A 21,168-nucleotide genomic window follows, 5' to 3' on the forward strand; every position below is an offset into this window, starting at 1 on the left:
ATATGTAAATTATTCCAGACCGGGCTTGCGATATTTAAATTATTTACATAAAATAATTGTCAGTTAATAGCAGGAATATGGCTCTGGCTGTAGTATATGAATTTTTATTTACAGCAAAAACCGCCGTCTTTTTGGCGGTTTTCTCTTTACATTGAGGTGATTCTAAAGTGGTAAACAGACAGTTAGGGATAGAAGCGCTTGCACACCGGGGTTTGTTAGCTGCCGTTGCCGGACTGGGAGCAGGTGGCGGAGCGCTGGTGGTTGCTCAGGCATATTTGCTTACCCAGGCCATTGACCGGATATTTTTGGGCAAGCAAGATTTAGCCGCTGTGGCCGGAATATTGTGGCTGTTGTTTAGCTTGGCGCTGCTACGGGCGGCTGTTAGCTACCTGGAAGGAGTGCTGGCTTTTAAGCTGGCGGCAGCCGTCAAGACCGGCATTCGGCAACGGTTGATCAGCCATCTTTTCGGGCTTGGCCCGGTAGCGCTGGCCCGGCAGCCTGCCGGAGAACTGGTTAATGTCTTAAGCGAAGGAGTAGAAAATCTTGAAGCTTATTTCTCCAGATATTTGCCGCAACTGGCCAAGGCGGTCGTTATCCCGGCATCTATTTTGCTGATCGTCGGAGCGCTTGATTTGACTTCGGCTGTTATCATGCTGATTACAGCCCCGCTCATTCCGGTCTTCATGATTCTTATCGGCAAAGTTGCCGAAAAGATGAACGCCAGGCAGTGGGAAACGCTAAATCGCCTGAGTGCTCATTTTCTCGATGTACTGGCCGGACTGACGACATTGAAACTGTTTGGCCGGAGTAGTGAACAGACGGCAGTAATTGCCAGGGTGAGCAAAGAATTCCGCGAGGCTACCATGGATGTTCTGAAAGTAGCATTTTTGTCGGCTCTGGTGCTCGAACTCCTAGCCACTATCAGTACCGCGCTGGTGGCGGTGACGGTGGGCCTTAGACTGGTATATAGTGAAGTGACGTTTGCTCAGGCCTTGTTTGTGCTTTTGTTGGCGCCTGAATATTATTTGCCGCTCAGACTGCTAGGCAGCCAGTTTCACGCCGGGATGGCGGGTACAACGGCTGCGGCTGATATTTTCCGGCTGTTCGCTTTGACTGGCGCGCAGGCAACCGGCGGCCATGTGCCGCTGCCGGTACAGCAGCGTATAGCAATTGAATTTCACGATGTTTACGCAGCTTACCAGGGCGGGGAGCGTCCGGCTCTAGCCGGGGTGTCATTTACGATTAACGCCGGCGAGCATATCGCTATAGTTGGTCCGAGTGGCGCCGGCAAGAGTACGGTGGCGGCACTGCTGCTGGGCTTTATTTTGCCTGCCGCGGGAAAAATAACGGTGAACGGCATAGACCTTAATACTCTTAAACGGGCCGACTGGCTGCGGCAGGTAGCGTTTGTGCCCCAACGGCCTCACTTGTTTCAAGGTACAGTTGCCGATAACATCCGGATGGTGCGGCCTGACGCTTCACTTACTGCCGTGATTGACGCTGCTAAGGCAGCCGGGGCGCATGAGTTTATTATCCGTTTGCCCAAAGGTTATGATACTCCGGTAGGCGAAGGCGGACAGGGGATCAGTGGCGGCGAACGGCAACGGCTGGCAGTTGCCAGAGCGTTTTTGCAGGATGCGCCGCTGATTATTTTGGATGAGGCGGCACGGGGGCTTGACCCGGCAGCTCAGGCGGCCATGGACGCTGCATTGGCGCGGCTGCTTACCGGGCGAACAGCTATTATTATTGACCACCGCCTGACAACTGTGCGTCAAGCCGATCGAATCATTGTGCTGACAGGCGGCCAAATAGCCGAGAGCGGGACGCACGCCGAACTTTTGGGCCAAGCCGGGTTGTACAGCCAATTGGTGGCCGCTTCCCAGGCCGGGGAGGGATATTGTGTTTAAAATTATTCTTGGCAGCCGCCGGACGCTGCTGGTGGCTGCTGCGGCCTGTGTGCTGGGCAGTCTCACCATATTGTCGAATGTCGGCCTGTTAGCTACCTCGGCCTGGCTGATTTCGGCAGCAGCGTTGCATCCGCCGGTGGCCGAACTGTCGGTGGCCATTGTCGGCGTGCGCTTTTTTGGCCTGTCACGTGCGGTATGCCGCTATTTAGAACGGTATCTCAGCCATGATGTTACTTTTCGGTTGCTGGCCGACATCAGGGTATGGCTGTACGGTGTGCTTGAGCCACTGGCTCCCGTGGGTTTGGCGAAGCTAGGCAAGGGTGATATTTTCAGCCGGCTGGTAGCTGATGTCGAAACTTTGAAATATTTCTATCTGCGGGCTCTATTTCCGGCGTTTATTGCCGTGTTGGCCGTTGCCGCAACAGTGGGTCTGGTGGCTTGGCTGGCGCCGCCGCTTGCCTGGCCGGTAACCGGGGCCCTGCTGGCGGCAGGTTGTGGCATACCGGCGGTAATTGGCTGGTTGGAGGGGGTGGCCGGACGTGGTGTCGTTGACGCCAGGTCCCGGCTTAACGGCTGCCTGGCTGACAGTATTGAAGGGGTGACAGAACTGGCCGCTTTTGGCCAGGCTGATGCTCAGGCTGCTAAAGTGGCGGCTGTAAACGCCCGGTTTATTGCTTGCCAAACGCGGTCTAATGCAATAACGTCCTTAGCAGACGCTCTGGGGGCATTAAGCATGAACCTGACAGTTATCGCTGTTATCGCGTTGGCGGCGCCGCTCGTTACCGGCGGGGGGCTGGCCGGGATCTACCTGGCGGTAATCGCCCTTGCTATACAGGCCGGTTTTGAGGCCATCTTGCCGTTACCGGCAGTAGTCTACTATGTTAAGGAAAGTGCTGCCGCCATGGGGCGGCTTGCCGCCGTAGCCGGTATGCCGCCCGGTGTTTCCCATTCAGGTGTTGAGACCGTATCAACAAGTTGCATTGAGCTTTCGGCCCGGGACTTGTCGTTTACTTATCAGCCGGATTTACCGCCGGCGCTAACCGGCATATCCTTTGATCTGCCGCCAGGCAAGCGGCTGGCGATAGTTGGGCCAAGCGGCGCAGGCAAAAGCAGCCTGGCCGGGCTGATCCTGCGCTTTTGGGACTACACTGCCGGTTCGCTTTGTATAAACAGGCGCGGGGTTAGGAGTTATCCGCCGGAGGAAGTGCGCCGCCTGTTTAGTGTAGTCAGCCAGGATACCTATTTATTTAACGCGACAATTCGCGATAATATTTTGTTGGCTAAACCTGACGCTACGCCCGTGGAGCTGGCTGCAGCCGTTACCGGGGCAATGCTGGACGAATTTATTGACAGGCTGCCTCAAGGCCTGGAAACAGCAACAGGCCAAAACGGGCTGGCCCTTTCCGGTGGTGAACGTCAGCGTATTGCGTTGGCCCGGGCCCTCTTGAAAGGTGCACCGGTTTGGCTTTTGGACGAACCGACAGCCGGGCTTGACGCTAAAGCTGAAGGAATTGTTATGGAGAATATTTTATACGCGGCAGGTGCACGGGCAGTAATCTTGATAACCCACCGTCTGACCGGACTGGAAGCTATGGATGAAATCATTGTTCTGGATAGGGGGTGTATTGCCGAGCGGGGCACACTGCCTGAATTACTGACTGCCAAGGGAATGTTTTACCATCTGTGGAGGCTGCAGCATGATCTGGTAAATAGTGCTTGAGACACCGGGGCTATTATGGTAAGGTATATATGGAGGAGATGTTATGGCTGAGCCGACATATTCAGTAGAAAAAGAATGTCCTATATGTAAACAGAAATTTAGCGTTACCCGGGTGCGTAGCCGTCAGGTGATGGTAAAGCAGGATAGTGATTTTTGCGCATATTTTAAGGATGTAAATCCTTATTATTACACAGTGTGGGTATGCTCTAACTGCGGTTACGCGGCTGCCGACACCTATTTTGACGACATATCTGTTGCCGCCAAGGATAAGATTGCCAAATTTTTGTCCCAGCGAACCGTTAATGTTAATTTTAGCGGCGAGCGCACCCGTGAGCAAGCTATTGCCACATATAAGCTGGCTCTTTTCTTTGCCGATCTTATTGCTGCCCCGGCCAGCCGGCTGGCTGAGCTATATTTGAAACTGGGCTGGTTGTACCGCGAAGGCCAGGATACTGATGAGGAAAAAACTTCCTTGATCAAAGCCGGCGAATATTATGAGCAAGCATTAATGCGGGAGCGGCTGCCCATCGGTAATCTTAGCGAAGCGGCGGTAACCTATTTGATTGGGGAATTAGCGCGCCGGACCGGACAGACCGAAAAGGCACTCGTATATCTTAGTAAAGTAGTGAGCAGTCCGGCAGCCAAACTTGAACCCAGAGTGACAAACTTAGCCCGGGATGCCTGGCACGAGGCCCGGGCAGCCCGGGACAACGCTGCGGCAAATGACTAGTTGAAGTTTATGCGGCAAGTAAAATAAGCGCCGGCGGTTATCCGCCGGCGCTTATTTTACTTGCACCTTATTCGGTTTTATAGGCGGCGACGATTTCGCCAAAGTACATGGTGTGATAGTCCCCGTCGGCGTAACAATTAGCCTGGTAATTGGCGTCAAGGTTTTCGGGAAGCATGGTTTGCTTATAGACAACTTTGCATTCCAGTTGCAGGCCGGGGGCGGCAATTATTGGCGTGGCTACCGCCTGACCGTCAGCCAGTTTAAGGTTGGCGGCGGCAATTTTGTCCATGTCGCGTCCTGATTTGGTGCCACACAGCGCCAAAGCTTCCTTCATATCCGCCAACGGCAGAGTAATGGTAAATTCACCACTTTTTTCAACAAGCTCTTTGGTAAAGCGGGATTGACGCACCAGGGCGGTAAAGATGGGCTTGCGCCAGATAATGCCGACACTGCCCCAGCCAATGGTCATGGTATTGATTTTTCCGCTGTGGGCAGTGGTCATAAAGGCATTTTTGGGTATAAGTTCGGCGGTCTCTGCCGCATACTGAGCGTAAGTAAGTTGAGTGGTCATAAAAGCATTCTCCTCTCATCATGGTTATTTTATATCAGTTTCTCCAGCAAGGGCACAAGCTATTATAGTTATAATTTACCACAAGCTCAATAGTTTGTCACTCTTATTCAGCGGGAAGGGATTTGCCGGGTGGCAGCGAACACCAGTAGTAAAGGAGGCTGAAGTTGTGAACAATATCAAGAAATTGATTGAGCGAGAGTTTGGTTATGTACAAAATATGCGCCGCTATTTTCACGCCTATCCTGAGGTTGCTTTTCAGGAAGCCAGTACTCAACAAAAAATTTTGGCCGAACTTAGTGCTATGGGTATTGACGCCAGACCGGCGGCCGGCACAGGCGTTATTGCTGAAATTGCGGGTGAACGTCCGGGAAAAACAGTGGCACTAAGAGCCGATATGGATGCGCTGGCTTTGAGTGAAGAGCTGGATAAGCCATATCGCTCACAAAATCCTGGTGTGTGCCACGCCTGCGGTCACGACGGCCATATGGCCATATTGCTTGGCTTGGCCAAAATTTTTGCCGGTTTACGGCAGGAACTGCCCGGCAGGGTGCGGTTATTATTTCAACCCGGCGAAGAACAACTGCCTGGCGGTGCGCTTAACCTGATTGCTGCCGGTGCGCTTGACGGTGTAGACGCTGTGCTGGGGGCCCACCTCTGGCAGCCGCTGGCCGTAGGGACAATGGGAATAGTATCCGGGCCAATTATGGCATCAGCCAACGAGTTCAGTATTACCGTGCAAGGCCGGGGCGGGCATGCATCAATGCCGCACCAGACGGTAGATGCCCTTTTGACCGGATCCCAAATTGTGGTTGCGCTTAATACGCTGGTCAGCCGCAGCGTTGACCCGCAAACGCCAGCGGTAGTATCGGTCGGTGTGTTCAAAGCCGGTGAAGTATCAAATATTATTGCCGATAAGGCTTTAATTACCGGAACTGTCCGGGTATTTGACACTGAGCTCCGTCAACATATTTTCAATCGCATTGAGGAAATAGCTGCCGGTATTTGTCAGGCTGCCGGCGCCGGGTGTACAGTTAATTTTTACGCAGGGTATCCCCCTGTTGTCAATCACTCCGGAGAAATAGTCGAGACTGTGGCGGCAGCCGGGCACGAGACGCTGGGTAACACCGGGGTAGTGGCAATCAAGCCGGTTATGGCTGGTGAAGACTTTGGCTACTACCTGGAACGCGTGCCTGGCGCTTTCATGCTGATTGGCGCAGGCAATTGTGATGCCGGCATTGTGCATCCGCACCATCATCCTAAATTTGATATTGATGAACAAGCGCTGGCGTATGCTATGGAAATTATGGCCAGGGCAACGCTGAAGCTGTTGCTTTAACATATCAAAAGCTTGTATTCACGGCATGCCAAATTCCTAGGAAAGGACTGCAAAATTGCCTAACAAAGCCAGGATTAATAAGCGATTTTCCCGCGTATTCTATTATGGATATGCGGTTTTATTTTAACAAAAAAATCTCTTGCACTTTAAAGCAGTTATGATACAATCATATAGTACTTTCGACAAAACTTTTGAACGTGAAGGAGCGATGATAAGTGAAATATTTTAGGTTATCCCAGGATGCTGTAAAGGCACTGGCCGATACCTACAGCACACCGTTGTTGGTGCTGTCATTGGAACAAATTGAACTTAACTATAATTTGCTGGCCGAAAATCTGCCAGATGTAAAAATATACTATGCCGTCAAAGCCAATCCGGATGAGCGTATTATCCGGAAACTTAACGCGCTTGGCGGCTATTTTGATGTCGCTTCAGACGGCGAAATGCGCCTGCTTAACCAGTTGGGCATTGATTCAGAACGTATGGTGTACGCCAATCCGGTAAAAACGGCCGGCGGGCTTAATGTGGCCCGTGCTATTGGCGTCAACAAATTTACGTTTGACAGTGAAAGTGAAATAGACAAAATGGCGGCTGCTATACCCGGCGGTACTGTGCTTCTCCGGATCCGGGTGGACAATCCCCGGGCGCTTGTTGATCTTAACAAAAAATTCGGTGCTCACCCTGATGAAGCGCTCGACCTTCTGACTAAAGCTCATGCGGCCGGGTTGGATGTTGCCGGGTTGTGCTTCCACGTGGGCAGCCAATCTATCGGTAATGACGCTTACCTTGACGCGCTTAAAATTTGCCGTAAGGTTTTTGACGCTGCCGCCTGCCGGGGCCTTAACCTCCGGATACTTGACATTGGCGGCGGGTTCCCCATTCCGACGCTAACTGAACAACCTGATGTTGCGGCGATGGCTGCCGGCATTTTTAAGACAATAAAGCAATACTTTCCTGACACTGAAATTTGGGCCGAGCCCGGCCGGTATATCTGCGGCACGGCGGTTAACCTCATTACCCAGGTTATTGGCACAAAAGTGCGTAATAACCAGCAATGGTATTTTCTTGACGACGGTTTGTACGGCACGTTCTCCGGCGTTATTTTTGACCATTGGGATTTTGAACTTGAGACTTTCAAGACGGGCAAGCGAATTCAGGCTACTTTCGCCGGTCCGAGCTGTGATTCTCTTGACATTATGTTCCGGGATAAACCAACTGTGCCGCTGGAAATTGGCGACTTAATCCTGGTGCCTAATTGTGGCGCCTACACTTCAGCTTCAGCCACAGTATTCAATGGCTTCGCCAAAACACCGATTGTTGTTTGGGAAGAGGTTTATGAGGTAATCAAGGCTAAACTCGAACTGGCAACAGCCGGGTAACTGAATATCAGGTATTGAGTAAAGGGGCTGCCGTCTGTGTGAAAACTACGGGGCCCTTTATTTGGGTGGGGTCAGTATTTTAGGGTATTTTTTAGATTTCGTGCATAGTACTGGTATTTATAGATTAGTTTGTCCAATCTACGACTTAAACGCATAATATCAGGATGGGACAAGCTCATGGTTTCTGCTCGCCTATGTAATTTTTCCCGCAATACTTCAATTTTTTCAGACAGTCTTACCAAAGTCTTGTCCATCGTAATCACCCCTTTTGATACATATTTTACCATGATGGTATTTATGGCACTATGATCGAAATCACACGGAGCGGCTGCAAATATCACAGTATTTATTGAAATTATGATGATAGTAAAGGAGTGATATCTCGGTAATCATAAAAAAAGGGGCTATCTGCTATGAAACAGATTAGTCCCTATCATTTTGACGACTTTACGCTCGTCATGCGAATAAGCGGCAAGCCGCAGTATTATATTACGTGGGTAATGATTTACAGATTTTTCGGATCCATAATAGCGATATCACCTTCTTCGCCGGTGCGGATACGCACGGCGTTCGTAAGGGGATATACAAAAATTTTGCCATCGCCCATTTTTCCGGTGCGACATACGATTTTTGCCGTTTCTATCACGCGCTCTACCGGAACTTCGCAGACCACAATTTCAATTTTAACTTTCGGTACCAAATTGATAGCATATTCTTGACCGCGATAGATTTCTTTATGTCCTTTGCTTAGACCACAGCCATAAACTTGAGTAACTGTCATACCGGTTACATTAATTTTGTTCATAGCTTCTTTGAGTGCATCTAATTTTTCCGGCCGGGTGATAATATCGATTTTTGTTATTGGCCTCATACGTTTTTCCCTCCTTTACTCGGCTGACCTGAAGGTTATGCCAGAGTTGTTTTTTTGACGGCTACTTGCTCGTTGGAAAAACCGGTTACCGGAATACTAAGAGGTGAGCCGGTAATAAGGTCCTGATAGGCATAGCCGCGTTCACCATGTTCGGTAATATCCATACCTTGAACTTGTTGCTCGGCATCGGCCGTGATTTGCATGAACAAGCCGATGAATTTGACAATAATAAACGTCATAACAGCAGCGAATAGCCAGCAGGTACCGGCTCCGATGATTTGGCTTACTACTTGGGAGGCATTTCCTGTCAGCAGGCCGTCGGCGCCAGCCGGGTTAACAGCCGTTGAGGCAAATATGCCGGTAGCAATAGCGCCAAAGGTGCCGCCAACGCCGTGAACTCCGAAGGCATCCAGCGAATCATCATAGCCTAACTTGGTTTTGGCTACTGCTACTGAAAAGAAGCAAATGACTCCACCCAGTAGCCCCATTATCAGCGCCGACATTATACTAACGAAACCGGCGGCAGGAGTAATAACGACAAGACCTGCTATACAACCGGAGGCTGCGCCGAGAAGGGTAGGTTTACCATGATACAGCCATTCGGCAAATACCCAGGAGACAGTAGCGGCGGCAGCAGCAGTGTGGGTTGTCACAAAAGCGGCGACGGCAAGGCCGCTGGCACCAAGGGCACTACCGGCGTTAAAACCATACCAGCCAAACCACAGGAGGGCGGCGCCCAAAACAGTCATGGGCAGATGATGCGGCGCCATTACTTCACTGCCATACCCTTTACGTTTACCGATCATTAAGGCAAACACCAGACCGGATACACCGGAGATGATATGTACTACAGTGCCGCCGGCAAAGTCGAGCACCCCATTTTCACGCAACCAACCGCCGACACCCCATACCCAGTGGGCAACAGGATCATATACAAAAGTGGCCCACAGCAAGACGAAGGCAATGTATGCAGGAAATTTGACGCGCTCACCCACAGAGCCGGCAATGATTGCCGGGGTAATAATCGCAAACACTCCTTGGAAAATCATGAACGCATATTGAGGAATGGTAGCAGAATAGTCAGCGTTTGGATCAACGCCGACACCATTTAGTCCAATCCAATCCAGGCTTCCTATCAGATGATTGATATCAGGACCAAAAGCAAGCGAATAACCCCAGAGGACCCATTGAATTGAAATTATACCAAGGCAGATGAAACTTTGCATTATGGTGCTGAGTACGTTCTTGGTCCGGACCATTCCTCCGTAAAAGAGAGCCAGACCTGGAGTCATTAACATTACAAGCGCTGCGCTTATCAATACAAAGGTGGTGTCGCCGGTATCAATTTTTGGTGGTTCAGCCGGTGCGGCAGTTTCTTCAGCAAAAACGGCAGAGGCCAAAAGTACAGTGAAAACGAACAGTATACCCAGGATAGCGCATAACTTTTTCATAACATTTGCGTTCATAATTAAGCTCCTTTCTTTTATCCTTTGTGGGAACTATCTTAAAATTGCAGGGTGAATTAATAAAATTTAAACGCTAAATCAAATATTTTTGATAAATGCAAATTGCATCTATAATAGGGGTAAAAATAGGGGTAAAGTGAAGAGAATTAATGGACAAAGAATGGTTGAGCGGTATCGGCAGATTTTGGAAAAGTTGAGAAAATCGGTGGAAGAAATGGAAGCGTCTTTGGCTGAAAAAGCGGCCAGAGAGGCAATTGCGGCAGGGACCGACCCTATTGTCGCCATTAATGAGGGACTGGCCAGAGGGATGAAAACAATAAGTGACCTGTTTGACGAGGGAGAAGCATTTGTACCACATCTGCTGGTTGCTGCTGAAGCTTTTGAAATGGGAGTGGCTGTCTTGACGAAGGCTATGGCCCGAAATGGAAAATTAAGGGAACCGCTGGGAAAGGTGCTGATTTATACTGTTCAGGGGGATATTCATGATATTGGTAAAAATATTGTCAAGACTATGTTGGGCGCCAGTGGTTTCGAGGTAATTGATCTTGGCAGGGATGTGGCAACACCGGAAGTAGTCAGCAAAGCAAAAGAGTATGCTGTTGACATCATTGTAGCTACGGCGTTGATGCGGACTACTATGCCGGCGCAGCGCGATATTATCGAAGCTCTCAAGGAAGAAGGTATACGCGGACAGTTTAAATGCATGTTTGGCGGTGCTCCGGTATCAGTCGCATGGGTCGAAAAAATCGGTGGAGACGCCTACGCTGCGACAGCTTCAGAAGCGGTTGAAAAAGCAAAGGTATTAATGGCGGAAAAAAGAGCGGTGGCAAATTTGGGGTAAAGTGGTCATGTTTGACTTGACAATTTAATAAGAAACTGATATGATACGCCTGATTGTTTTAAAGATATTTTTATTTTGTGCAATAGCATTATGCCCTTGGATTTTTTTGCTTATTTTTCGGGGGTAACCCAATGAAAGGTTGAGTTTATGCCTAGGGTAGCAGTCAAGATTGAATTAACAGAAGAAGAAAGAACAGAGTTGGAAAAAAATATAAAGGGTCATAAAATTGAAAAAAGACTCTACATTAGGTCAAGAATTGTTCTTTTGGCGGCAGAGGGTAAGGAATGCACGGAAATTGCCAAAATACTAAATGTTTCGGAAAAAACTTGCCGTAAATGGAGAAACCGGTTTGCGGAAAAAAGGCTTGAAGGAATTCTTGATCTGGAAAGAAGCGGTGCGCCGGATGTATTTACGGAAGAAGAAAGGCTGGAAATTATCAAACTGGCATGTAGTCAGCCGGAAGTGCCCAAAAACTGGACTTTAGCCTATTTAACGGAAGTTGCCAAAGAAAAAATAGGGCGCTCGATTTCTATTGAGACAGTGCGTAAAATATTAAAATCGGCGGATAAAAAGTCGATTGTTGTTCCTCCGAGTAAACATAGAATGTATATTAAATCATCATCCGAGTCAATGAATGAATGAATCCTTGTAGAAAACTGTTGCCGGGAGTATTTTGCTAGTGAATTAAAAATCGAAACTAATGCATAATGCATAAAAGGTCAATGATGAGCGGACGGTGCGCTTGTCGTTGGCTTTTTTTATTATTCATTGAGTTCTTCACAAGAGTGGTTTATAAAGCGCCTATATGTTCAAATAATTTCATACTGTTATAATCGCAAAAAAATCAATGCAAATCAGGTCTGATTTTCTAAGATCGTATAGTTCATTAAAGGTAATAATTTAATAGACGATATAGGATAAAAATTGATATTATAAATTAAAAATATTAATAAAAATAGTTAAAATAAGACTATTGCTTTTGGTAAACAAAGGTGATATAATACGATTCATAAATTAACAAATAAATAATTACCGTTATTAAGTGTACCGAAATAGATTAAAGCATTCTTATAATTATTACTTAAATAAAGGTACTTTTTTATAAGAAAATAATTAATTTTGTTGTTCCGGGAAGTTTTCATATAAATTAAATTAATTATAATTTGCGAGGTGAGTAACAAATTAATATGAAACCAACCTGGACAAATTTAATAAAAAGAATGGGAGGGTAGTAAACTTCAATGGAGCAAAGTGAAATTTTAGAAAAGCTAAAAAAGTCAATTGAAGAAATGGACAGTGACATGGCCGAAGAAGCGGCAAGAGAGGCGATCGCTGCCAAAATCGATCCCATCGTTGCCATAAATGACGGCTTGGCTGCCGGCATGCAAACGATGAGTGATCTTTTCGATGAAGGTGAAGCCTTTGTGCCTCAGCTTGTTGTTGCGGCTGAAGCCTTTGAAGCAGCAGTAGCTATTTTGAAAGAGGCCATTCCGGAAGAACAAAAGGGAAAAGCAAGTAAAGGCAAAATTTTGCTGCATACTGTGCAGGGCGATATCCATGATATCGGAAAAAACATTGTTAAAACGATGCTGTCAGCCAGTGGCTTTGAAGTGATTGACTTAGGCAGAGATGTAGCGGTTGCAGAAGTAATAAGCAAAGCTAAAGAGTACAATGTTGACATTATTGCCGGTGCCGCGCTGATGACAACTACTATGCCGGCGCAACGGGATATTATTAACATGTTAAAAGAAGAAGGTATCCGCGATAAGTATAAATGCATGTTTGGCGGTGCGCCGGTATCGGCTGAATGGGTGAAGAAAATCGGCGGGGATGCCTATGCTGAGACAGCGTCCGAGGCTGTCGAAAAAGCAAAAGCCTTAATGGCTGAATTACGGGGGGTGAGCTAAGTGACAATTCCTAAAGCGTTAACCGTGTTTGACGTATACGAAAGAGCCAAAACCGGCCCGAAAATCGAAGAAAAAGAATGGGATTTTAAAATTATCCCGCAAACCGCAGCTAGGTTAAAACAAAAATATGGCATCAAAATGGATAAGAAACAAATTATTCCTACCGACAAAGAACTAATCAATAACTTGTTTAAAGCAGGTTTGGAAATGCTTGTGGAATGCGGCGTATATTGCATCGATACCAATAGGGTAATCAAGTATACCAGAGACGAAGTGCTTGCTTCCATAAAGGCGGCGCCAACCCGCGCTGTTTATGGGGAAGGCAAACAGGCGGTAGTACTGACGCCGCGCAGCTATAAAGATAAAAAGCCGCCAATTATTCAGGGCGGCCCTACCGGAGCCCCGTGTTCAGAGGATCAATTCCTGGCAATACATCAGTCTTATGCCCAGGAGCCACTCGTCGATACCATTGTTGACGGGGTTCTCCAGACAATCAAGGGGTATGATCCGGTTCCCGGCAGCCCGTGGGAAATTGCAGCCGTAAAGTCAGAAGCCATTCTGGTGCGGGCTGCGCAGGACAGAGCCGGACGTACCGGCATGGGCCTCTAGGGGAATGAAACTTCGCTGTCACCGGCAGGAGTAATCGCAGCCGATTTTCCTGGCGGCATGAGGCCTTCTGACAGCCATGAAGTATCCCAGCTCAATGAGCTGAAGATCGATGTAGGTGCATTGGTGTTCACTGCTCATTATGTTTTAGCCGGAGATATGATCATGTGTGAACAGATGCCTATCTATGGAGGCTATGCAGGTGGGTTGGAAGAAACAACCATCGTTGACGTAGCAACCACCCTCAATGCCTTTGTTATGACTCAGGCGACCTGGCATTTGGATGGCCCGGTTCATGTGCGCTGGGGTATAACTACAGCCAGAGAGGCTCTTGCTGTAGCCGGTCACTGCGCCATGGCCATTGAGGCCAACACCAATTTGATGCTGGGTAATCAATACTATACTCTGGCAGGTCCTTGCACAGTTATGTGCTTATTGGAAACAGCAGCCCAGGCGATTACTGACACCGCCAGCGGCAGGGAGGTATTATCAGGGGTTGCGGCCAGCAAAGGCGTAGCTACCAATTATACTACCGGTATGGAAGCCAGAATGATGGCTGAAGCAGCGCGGGCTGTAGCCGGAATGGAAACCGAAAAAGTAAATGAAATATTGGATAAGCTTGTAGCTCTTTATGAAAAAGACTATAAAAATGCTCCGAAAGGAAAGCCTTTTGAGGAATGTTACGATGTGGTAAAACTGGTTCCGTCTCAGGAATATCTTGACGTATATGATGAAGCAGTCAAGATTCTGACTGGTTTAGGACTGGATTACTGGACTGAAAAATAAACAGGTGAAAATTCCCCCTGAAGGGAATTTCGCGCCTGTATCCCGGAATTTCTTTCAGGGGGCAATACATTATTACGGAGGGTGGATCGTAGAGATCGCATGAACTCTAAATTCATGTAGCCGGGTGCGACTCCCGGACTCTCCGCCATATGGAGATATTGACATGCAATACACTGTCGTTTTTCAGCCGGCAGGCTGCCGGGGACTGGTTTCCGCCGGGGAAAATTTACTTCAAGCTTCCAGAAATTTAGGTGTTGCTATTGAAGCTCCCTGTGGAGGGGGCGAAATATGCGGTAAATGTAAAGTCATTATTGACTCCGCAATGTCCAATTTGTCCCCGCTGAGCGAAAAAGAACGAAAAGTGCTCACTCCGGCGGAACTGGCCGGTAATTACCGCCTGGCATGCTGTGCCCGGATATATGGAGATGTTGTAGTGTTTGTTCCGGAGCAAAGCAGGGGTGCCAACCAAATTGTTTTAGAAACCGGAAGACATGTGGCGCTTGAGTTAAAACCGGCGATAAACCTGTATTATGTGGAACTGAATAAGCCTACTTTGGAGGACTTTAGGGATGACTTTGCCCGCCTGAAAGATGCTTTGTTAAGCAGGTTTATTCAGATTGACAAGAATATAACCATTGACTACCGTGTACTGCTAAGGCTTCCTGATGTCTTGCGCCAAAGCGGCTGGAAGGTCACCGTTGCGGTGTGGAATGACACCGAAATCATTGCTGTAGCGCCGGGATCTGAAAGTAAGGCCTATGGTATTGCCGTGGATGTTGGGACAACTACAATTGCCGCTTATCTGTGTGATCTTGTGACCGGTGATGTTTTGACACAAGATTCAATGATGAATAATCAGGTGCGGTACGGTGATGATGTCATATCCCGTATCAGTTACTGCATGATGAATGATGACGGCCTTTCCCTATTGCAGCAGTCCGTTATTGATGATATAAATACGCTGGTAAAACGGATGACCGGGTCGGCAGGGATTCAGCCTGATCATGTTTTTGAGATCATTCTTGTTTTTAACACTGTCATGCATCATATTGCGTTAAAAATAAATCCTCAGTATATCGGAAGTGTTCCGTTTACTTCGGCAATTAGAGAGTCTGTAACTGTTAAAGCTCGGGAAATTGGCATTACTATTGCCCCGGGCGGATATATTCACTGCTTGCCTATTGAAGCCGGGTTTGTCGGTGCGGATAATGTAGCTGTGCTTATCGCGGAAGAGCCATACAAACAGGATAAAATGACGCTAATTATTGATATCGGGACCAATGGTGAAATCAATTTTGGCAATCGCGCCGGTATATTGTCGGCTTCGTGTGCTACCGGACCTGCATTCGAAGGTGCGCAGATTAAGTTTGGCATGCGCGCAGCGGTTGGGGCTATAGAACGGGTAAAAGTAGACCCTGTTACCAAGGAACCGGAAATCAAAGTAATTGGACAAAATACGTCTGACCATGAGGAAATAATCCTTGCCAAAGGAATATGCGGTTCGGGAATTATCGACGCCGTAGCCGAACTGTTCAAAGCCGGAATCATCCAAGCTGACGGGGGATTTAACAAAAGTATCAAATCCCCCAGAATTCGCCAAGGTCCGGACGGCAAGTTCGAATATGTTCTGGTCTGGGCCGCACAGACAACTATCGGCCAGGACATAACGATAACCCAGAAGGATGTGCGTGCTGTTCAACTGGCTAAGGCGGCACTTTATGCCGGGGCAAAAATTCTTATGCAGAAACAGGGCATAAACAAGGTAGATTCGGTAATTCTGGCCGGTGCTTTTGGCAGCTATATCGACAAGGAAAATGCCTTGGTCTTGGGAATGTTTCCTGATTGCAATTTGGAACATGTCGTTGCCGTAGGCAATGCGGCCGGTAGCGGGGCAAAATTGGCGCTTCTTAACAAGGATAAGCGCATCGAAGCTCAAGTAGTGGCTCAATCGGTGCAGTTTGTGGAAACGGCTGCGGAAACTAATTTTCAGACCGAGTTTTTTAATGCCATGTATCTGCCGCATGCTAAAGATTCGTTTACCCATATTCAGCATATACTTGACAAAATTCCCCAATGCTAGTATTTTTGCTTAAACGACAAAAATACTTAAGGAGATATTCAGCATGAACAAAACAAACGAATTTCAATGCAAATGGGATAGTGCTGAAGAAATACCGGTTTCCGTGATACGCTCCGCCGGTATTAGTTTTTATGAGGCTCATACCGACAGACATGCTATGGCATTGGTCGCCGAGGCTAAGAAAAAATTGGATGGTGATATCATCTGCAGAATTCCCTTCTGTGTAACAGTAGAGGCTGAAGCCTTTGGTGCCAGTGTCATCATTCCGGACGACGAAACAGGGCCTACTCTCGGAGATTATAAATACACCAGCTTGCAACAATTGGCCGGAATAAGTGAAATAGATTTAACTGGCGGGAGAATTAATGAGGTGTTGCACTGTGCCGAAATTCTGAAAAATAACGGCAATGTTGTGGCTCTTAATGTTGAGGGGCCGTTTACCATATTAGGACTGCTTATCAATTCTGTGGAAATTTTTAAAGGAGTATATAATTACCGCCAATTGCTTGAGGAAATTTTGCATGTGCTGGAAAATAGTATTGTCAATTACATATTGGCCGGCGTGGAAAAAGGGGTGCAAATTATCTCTTATGCTGACCCGACCGGGGCACTGGAGATCGTAGGTCCAAAATTGTACAAAGAACTAAGCGGCCAAAGTTCCTGCAATATACTAAAAAGAGTGGAAAAAAAGCTGAATGGCGCCGTTGTTCATCTTTGCGGGATCACTTCTCTCAGTTTGGAACGATCGGGTTTATGTACGGCTAAGCCGGTATCTGTTCCTCATGCGCAAACATACGGCGAAAGCATTTGCCAGGTACTCAGGACAGATAAGACAATTAAATTGCTGGGACATAATTGCATGAAAAGTACGCCTGCAGTTTTAAAAAGCCCGGTGGTATGGCAGATTCAATTGACCTAAGCCAATGGAGGGATTATTTTGCCGCTTTCGTGGACAGATATACAAAAAAGACGCTTAAGTGAGCTAAACTCGACTGAAGCGCAAAAGAATATGGTTTTTTCTACCGAGACAGAACGGGACGCGGCGTTTAAAAAGCAAGAAGCACTGTTGATTCATGCGGGAAAAAAGCGGCTTAATGAGCTTCGCAATGAAAAGATGCGCCCGTCATTGTGTAATTTAGAAACAAGGTTAGTTGAAATATTGACGAAAAATGGCTTTGTGCAAGTTACTACCCCGGTTATTCTTGCCAAAAATTTACTGGCGAAAATGACGATTGATGATGAACACGCCCTTTATTCCCAGGTATTTTGGCTTGATGAAAAAAAATGTTTACGGCCGATGCTTGCTCCCAATTTATATTACATTCTCAAAGATTTGCTGCGATTGTGGGAAAAACCGGTACGCATTTTTGAAATAGGTTCTTGTTTTCGCAAAGAATCACAAGGCAATAATCATTTAAACGAGTTTACCATGCTTAATTTGGTAGAATGGGGCCTGCCGGCCGAAAAACGCCATGAAAGGCTTGCTGAGCTGGCAAAAATCGTCATGCAGGCAGCAGACATTTCCCAATACCGGTTGGAGCAAACTTCTTCCGTAGTGTACGGAGATACAATTGATGTCATGTATGGCGGGATTGAATTGGGATCAGGCGTTATGGGGCCGCATTTTCTTGACGGAAACTGGGGAATGTCCGGTCCCTGGGTGGGAATCGGCTTTGGCTTGGAACGGCTGGTTATGGTTAAGGAAGGTGGTCAAAATGTGCGGAGTGTGGGGAAAAGTCTTTCTTATTTGGATGGAGTCCGCCTGAATATTTGAATCAACACTCAATAGGTTGGGCAGTAATCCTGGTACTGACATAGGAGGTAGACATGGCTAATCTTGACAAGATATTATACAAAGCACTGCATAACATTCCGATAACAACCGAAGAAATTCGGTATTTGTTGAAGCTCACTAAGGATTCAGCGCGCGAGCGGCTGTTTGCAACAGCCAGAGTGCTGCGCAGAAGATATTTTGGCGACAAGGTGTTTCTCTATGGCTTTGTATATTTTTCGACATATTGCCGTAACGACTGTACTTTTTGTTATTACCGCAAGTCTAATCAAGACTGTATCCGGTACCGGAAAACTACCCGGGAAATTGTTGACATAGCCAATGCTTTAGCCGAATCCGGGGTTCATCTTATTGATTTAACCATGGGAGAAGACCCGCAGTATCTTTCCCGTAGTAATGAGGGTTATGAACAGTTGGTGAAAATTGTTAAGCTGGTTAAGCAGAAAACCAACTTGCCGATCATGATTTCACCAGGTGTTGTACCTAAGGATGTATTAAAAAAATTAAAACAAGCCGGCGCAAATTGGTATGCTTGCTATCAGGAAACTCATAACCGCCGGCTGTATGACAGATTGCGGCTGAATCAAAGTTATGATGAACGGTGGGCAGCCAAAATCTTTGCTAAAACCATTGGGATGCTGGTTGAAGAAGGACTGCTTGTTGGGGTTGGCGATTGTATAGAAGATGCTGTTCAATCGTTTGGGGAGATGAGAAAACTTGGGGCCGAGCAGGTCAGAACAATGAGTTTTGTGCCGCAAAAAGGAACCCCCCTGTATGCTACCGGTGCAGTTAATGATTACTATGAAATAAATACCATTGCCGTAATGCGGCTGGTGTTTCCTGATAAGTTAATACCGGCTTCACTTGATGTTGAAGGGATCCAGGGTTTGAAAGAGCGGCTGGATGCCGGCGCCAATGTTGTAACATCGATCATTCCGCCTGAGGCCGGTCTGGCCGGTGTTTCGCAAAGTACCCTGGATATTTGCGAAGGGTACCGGACAGTTCCGGGAGTAACGCCGGTCCTGGAAGAGTGCGGTCTTACTCCGGCCACACTTGCAGAATATAGGGATTGGCTGGCCAACAAGCTGGGGAATGGTGCTAAGGAGGGCGTAATGTGCGAGTAGCTGTACTGGGCGGGCGGCTTCAGGGCGTTGAAGCGTCGTATCTTGCTAAAAGGGCGGGATGGCAAGTAGTGCTTGTAGATAAAGATCCGAATGCGCCGGCAGTTGGTCTGTGTGACAGTTTTTATTTGTTTGACCTTATGGATAAGAACAAGCTGGTAAAGTTACTGCACGGAGTGCAGTTTGCAATCCCTGCTTTGGAAGACAAGACTGTCTTGGATCATATCTATGAATGCGCGCTTATGGCCGGGGTAAAAGTCATCTATGACCGGCAAGCCTATGAGCTTTCAGCTTCCAAGCTCAAATCGGATAAACTGTTTGCCGAGCTGGGCGTCCCGGCGCCCAAACCATGGCCGTTATGTGCCTTCCCGGTTACGGTAAAACCGTCCGGTGCCAGTGGCAGCGCCAATGTTTATCAAGTCAACAGTTTTCCGGAACTAAACGAATTAATGAACACACTAGGGGATCAGGACGAGTGGGTGATTCAGGAATTTTTGGCCGGGCCTTCTTATTCTATCGAAGTTGTCGGGGATAATGGTCATTACCGGACATTTCAAGTTACTGAACTGGCCATGGATGCCGGGTATGATTGCAAACGGGTAGTGGCGCCGGCAGCACTTGCAGCAGAAAAAGTGGATGAATTTGCCGAATGCGCGCTGAAGCTAGCCAAACATTTGAACTTAACGGGAATTATGGATGTAGAAGTAATTTTACATAATGGCCAATTAAAGGTCTTGGAAATTGACGCCAGATTGCCGAGTCAGACACCTACTGCCGTGTATAAATCTACGGGAATCAATATGTTGGCAGTGTTAAAGGAAGGTGTCGGCCATGACAGTGAGCAAAAGCAATTTACGGCCGCGCCGGCCAAAGGCGTCATTTATGAACATCTAAAAGTGACCCACGGCCAAATTGAAGTGTGCGGCGAACATATTATGGCCCATGCCGGCCATCTGCACCTGTATGAAGACTTTTTCGGGGCTGATGAAGCCATATCCAATTATCGTGAGGATCAACAAGAATGGGTTGCCACGATCATTGTAACAGGCAAGGACCGGCAGCAGGCCTGGCAGCGTCGGTGCGCAGTTATTAAGAATATCATGGACAAATGCGGTATTAGCCAATACCAGGACCTTACACCGGCGCGGTTGCCCAATAGTGGAGAATGTTAAAGAGAGTTGTTTAGCCAAGCGACATAGGGGATGAGGATGTGACCAGACTTCGGGAAGAAGACATTTATGATGTTGGTGCAAATTTAAGTTACTATGACCGGCAGTTAATACATAAAGTCGGAACAAATTTGGCAGGAATTGCCGCACATGCTTTAGGCAAAACCCCGGGGGATTTTGTTGCAATACATGATACCGCCCTGATCGGGGTAATTCCCGTTACATGCGGCCAAGGCATCATTGGCGGTTTTTCAACTACAGTACAAAAGATCATTGAATTTTTAGGGTTTACGGCATTTGTTACCGCAACCAATGATGTAAGCGGTCTGGCAGAAGCTGTAAAAAAAGGCGCCCGGATAATTTTTTTGGCCGATGACAATGATTTTGTTGCCATCAACTTGGTGAATGGCCAAGTAAGTGACAATGGCGAGGCGACTGGGCGGGGATATGCAGCCGCGTTGGATTTAATGTCAGGCGGCGTGCAGGGAAAAAACGTGCTGGTTATTGGCGCCGGTCCTGTGGGTGCCGGAGCGGCGGCGTTTATGACGGCACAGGGGGCCAGGGTTTTAGTACACGACATTGATACCGAGAAAGTGGAAAAAATGCGGCAGGTATTGCCAGGTATTGAAGTGGCGAAAGAGCTTCATGCAGCTTTGACGGAGTGCAAATTGGTGGTTGAGGCAACTCCGGCTGCTGCTACCATAGATAAAAAATACATTGATCAAGATATCCTGATTTCGGCCCCTGGCATTCCTCTGGGAATTGATCAAGAAAGCTGTGTCCTGGTGTCAGAGCGGTTAATCCACGACGTTTTGGAAATCGGTGTTGCCACTATGTTATTTACCGTACTGTCTGAGTAAAGGCACTCGGGAGAGGAGGGAACCGG

Annotated in this window: 18 protein-coding genes and 1 pseudogene; 15 read left to right on the forward strand and 4 right to left on the reverse strand. The window is 47.6% G+C overall.

Annotated elements, in window-relative coordinates; translation table 11 throughout:
- The first annotated feature begins 167 nt into the window (after positions 1 to 167).
- From cydD to SCACP_RS00950, 3 genes are read left to right on the forward strand one after another with little or no spacing between them, the layout of a single operon-like run.
- On the forward strand, positions 168 to 1,907 hold the full coding sequence (gene cydD, locus SCACP_RS00940) for a thiol reductant ABC exporter subunit CydD (RefSeq protein WP_425059587.1): 1,740 nt from the start codon (positions 168 to 170) through the stop codon (positions 1,905 to 1,907).
- Positions 1,900 to 3,627: a thiol reductant ABC exporter subunit CydC gene (cydC, locus tag SCACP_RS00945; RefSeq protein ID WP_425059588.1), complete on the forward strand. Its 1,728-nt coding sequence runs from the start codon at positions 1,900 to 1,902 to the stop codon at positions 3,625 to 3,627. Before cydD ends, cydC begins: the two co-directional genes overlap by 8 nt.
- 43 nt (positions 3,628 to 3,670) lie before the next feature.
- Positions 3,671 to 4,357, forward strand: a complete 687-nt coding sequence (locus SCACP_RS00950; protein ID WP_425059589.1) for a DUF2225 domain-containing protein — start codon at positions 3,671 to 3,673, stop codon at positions 4,355 to 4,357.
- A 67-nt stretch (positions 4,358 to 4,424) separates the two neighbouring features.
- Here the strand turns inward: SCACP_RS00950 and SCACP_RS00955 are convergent, their stop codons facing one another.
- Positions 4,425 to 4,928 (reverse strand): flavin reductase family protein, encoded by a 504-nt coding sequence (locus tag SCACP_RS00955; RefSeq protein WP_425059590.1) that lies wholly within the window; start codon positions 4,926 to 4,928, stop codon positions 4,425 to 4,427.
- Between the two features lie 166 nt (positions 4,929 to 5,094).
- On the opposite strand from SCACP_RS00955, the gene SCACP_RS00960 reads away from it, so the two are divergent.
- Together SCACP_RS00960 and SCACP_RS00965 are read left to right on the forward strand one after the other, a co-directional pair.
- The gene (locus tag SCACP_RS00960; protein ID WP_425059591.1) at positions 5,095 to 6,264 is read left to right on the forward strand and encodes a M20 metallopeptidase family protein; all 1,170 of its coding nucleotides are present in this window, start codon (positions 5,095 to 5,097) and stop codon (positions 6,262 to 6,264) included.
- Positions 6,265 to 6,479: 215 nt separating this feature from the next.
- Positions 6,480 to 7,643 (forward strand): type III PLP-dependent enzyme, encoded by a 1,164-nt coding sequence (locus SCACP_RS00965; protein WP_425059592.1) that lies wholly within the window; start codon positions 6,480 to 6,482, stop codon positions 7,641 to 7,643.
- Positions 7,644 to 7,714: 71 nt separating this feature from the next.
- Here SCACP_RS00965 and SCACP_RS00970 read toward each other — a convergent pair whose 3' ends face one another.
- The 3 genes from SCACP_RS00970 to SCACP_RS00980 form a co-directional block, all read right to left on the reverse strand.
- Positions 7,715 to 7,930, reverse strand: coding sequence for a Spo0E family sporulation regulatory protein-aspartic acid phosphatase (locus SCACP_RS00970; RefSeq protein WP_425059593.1), 216 nt, complete (start codon positions 7,928 to 7,930; stop codon positions 7,715 to 7,717).
- Between the two features lie 218 nt (positions 7,931 to 8,148).
- Positions 8,149 to 8,514 carry a P-II family nitrogen regulator gene (locus SCACP_RS00975; RefSeq protein ID WP_425059594.1) on the reverse strand — a complete coding sequence of 122 codons (366 nt, stop codon included), beginning with the start codon at positions 8,512 to 8,514 and terminating at the stop codon, positions 8,149 to 8,151.
- 35 nt (positions 8,515 to 8,549) lie between these two features.
- Positions 8,550 to 9,965 carry an ammonium transporter gene (locus SCACP_RS00980; RefSeq protein ID WP_425061290.1) on the reverse strand — a complete coding sequence of 472 codons (1,416 nt, stop codon included), beginning with the start codon at positions 9,963 to 9,965 and terminating at the stop codon, positions 8,550 to 8,552.
- Positions 9,966 to 10,116: 151 nt separating this feature from the next.
- Here SCACP_RS00980 and SCACP_RS00985 point away from each other — a divergent pair, with 151 nt between their 5' ends.
- The 10 genes and pseudogenes from SCACP_RS00985 (at position 10,117) to pylD (ending at position 21,142) form a co-directional block, all read left to right on the forward strand.
- On the forward strand, positions 10,117 to 10,821 hold the full coding sequence (locus SCACP_RS00985; protein ID WP_425059595.1) for a corrinoid protein: 705 nt from the start codon (positions 10,117 to 10,119) through the stop codon (positions 10,819 to 10,821).
- A 147-nt stretch (positions 10,822 to 10,968) separates the two neighbouring features.
- Positions 10,969 to 11,463, forward strand: a complete 495-nt coding sequence (locus SCACP_RS00990) for a helix-turn-helix domain-containing protein (RefSeq protein WP_425059596.1) — start codon at positions 10,969 to 10,971, stop codon at positions 11,461 to 11,463.
- Positions 11,464 to 12,062: 599 nt separating this feature from the next.
- Complete coding sequence (locus SCACP_RS00995) at positions 12,063 to 12,728, forward strand: corrinoid protein (protein WP_425059597.1); 666 nt, start codon at positions 12,063 to 12,065, stop codon at positions 12,726 to 12,728.
- Positions 12,729 to 12,752: 24 nt separating this feature from the next.
- A pseudogene (locus SCACP_RS01000) lies at positions 12,753 to 14,120 on the forward strand (monomethylamine:corrinoid methyltransferase).
- A 163-nt stretch (positions 14,121 to 14,283) separates the two neighbouring features.
- Positions 14,284 to 16,200: an ASKHA domain-containing protein gene (locus tag SCACP_RS01005; RefSeq protein ID WP_425059598.1), complete on the forward strand. Its 1,917-nt coding sequence runs from the start codon at positions 14,284 to 14,286 to the stop codon at positions 16,198 to 16,200.
- A gap of 43 nt (positions 16,201 to 16,243) precedes the next feature.
- Positions 16,244 to 17,119: a uroporphyrinogen decarboxylase family protein gene (locus SCACP_RS01010; RefSeq protein ID WP_425059599.1), complete on the forward strand. Its 876-nt coding sequence runs from the start codon at positions 16,244 to 16,246 to the stop codon at positions 17,117 to 17,119.
- Positions 17,120 to 17,137: 18 nt separating this feature from the next.
- Positions 17,138 to 17,974 carry a pyrrolysine--tRNA(Pyl) ligase large subunit gene (gene pylSc, locus SCACP_RS01015; RefSeq protein ID WP_425059600.1) on the forward strand — a complete coding sequence of 279 codons (837 nt, stop codon included), beginning with the start codon at positions 17,138 to 17,140 and terminating at the stop codon, positions 17,972 to 17,974.
- A gap of 53 nt (positions 17,975 to 18,027) precedes the next feature.
- On the forward strand, positions 18,028 to 19,116 hold the full coding sequence (gene pylB / locus SCACP_RS01020; RefSeq protein ID WP_425059601.1) for a methylornithine synthase PylB: 1,089 nt from the start codon (positions 18,028 to 18,030) through the stop codon (positions 19,114 to 19,116).
- Complete coding sequence (gene pylC / locus SCACP_RS01025; RefSeq protein ID WP_425059602.1) at positions 19,107 to 20,285, forward strand: 3-methylornithine--L-lysine ligase PylC; 1,179 nt, start codon at positions 19,107 to 19,109, stop codon at positions 20,283 to 20,285. Before pylB ends, pylC begins: the two co-directional genes overlap by 10 nt.
- Before the next feature lie 38 nt (positions 20,286 to 20,323).
- Positions 20,324 to 21,142, forward strand: coding sequence for a 3-methylornithyl-N6-L-lysine dehydrogenase PylD (pylD, locus tag SCACP_RS01030; protein ID WP_425059603.1), 819 nt, complete (start codon positions 20,324 to 20,326; stop codon positions 21,140 to 21,142).
- Positions 21,143 to 21,168 lie beyond the last annotated feature (26 nt).

The sequence above is a fragment of the Sporomusaceae bacterium ACPt genome (assembly GCA_041428575.1).
GTDB classification, from domain to species: Bacteria; Bacillota; Negativicutes; order Sporomusales; family Sporomusaceae; genus Sporomusa_D; species Sporomusa_D carbonis.

Excerpts from the sequence above, each read along its gene's own strand:
- SCACP_RS00995 (WP_425059597.1), top strand. The coding sequence starts at position 12,063 with ATGGAGCAAAGTGAAATTTTAGAAAAGCTAAAAAAGTCAATTGAAGAA.
- SCACP_RS00975 (WP_425059594.1), bottom strand. The coding sequence starts at position 8,514 with ATGAGGCCAATAACAAAAATCGATATTATCACCCGGCCGGAAAAATTA.
- SCACP_RS00980 (WP_425061290.1), bottom strand. The coding sequence starts at position 9,965 with ATGAAAAAGTTATGCGCTATCCTGGGTATACTGTTCGTTTTCACTGTA.
- SCACP_RS01005 (WP_425059598.1), top strand. The coding sequence starts at position 14,284 with ATGCAATACACTGTCGTTTTTCAGCCGGCAGGCTGCCGGGGACTGGTT.
- SCACP_RS00990 (WP_425059596.1), top strand. The coding sequence starts at position 10,969 with ATGCCTAGGGTAGCAGTCAAGATTGAATTAACAGAAGAAGAAAGAACA.
- SCACP_RS00970 (WP_425059593.1), bottom strand. The coding sequence starts at position 7,930 with ATGGTAAAATATGTATCAAAAGGGGTGATTACGATGGACAAGACTTTG.
- SCACP_RS01010 (WP_425059599.1), top strand. The coding sequence starts at position 16,244 with ATGAACAAAACAAACGAATTTCAATGCAAATGGGATAGTGCTGAAGAA.
- pylB (WP_425059601.1), top strand. The coding sequence starts at position 18,028 with ATGGCTAATCTTGACAAGATATTATACAAAGCACTGCATAACATTCCG.
- SCACP_RS00950 (WP_425059589.1), top strand. The coding sequence starts at position 3,671 with ATGGCTGAGCCGACATATTCAGTAGAAAAAGAATGTCCTATATGTAAA.
- SCACP_RS00955 (WP_425059590.1), bottom strand. The coding sequence starts at position 4,928 with ATGACCACTCAACTTACTTACGCTCAGTATGCGGCAGAGACCGCCGAA.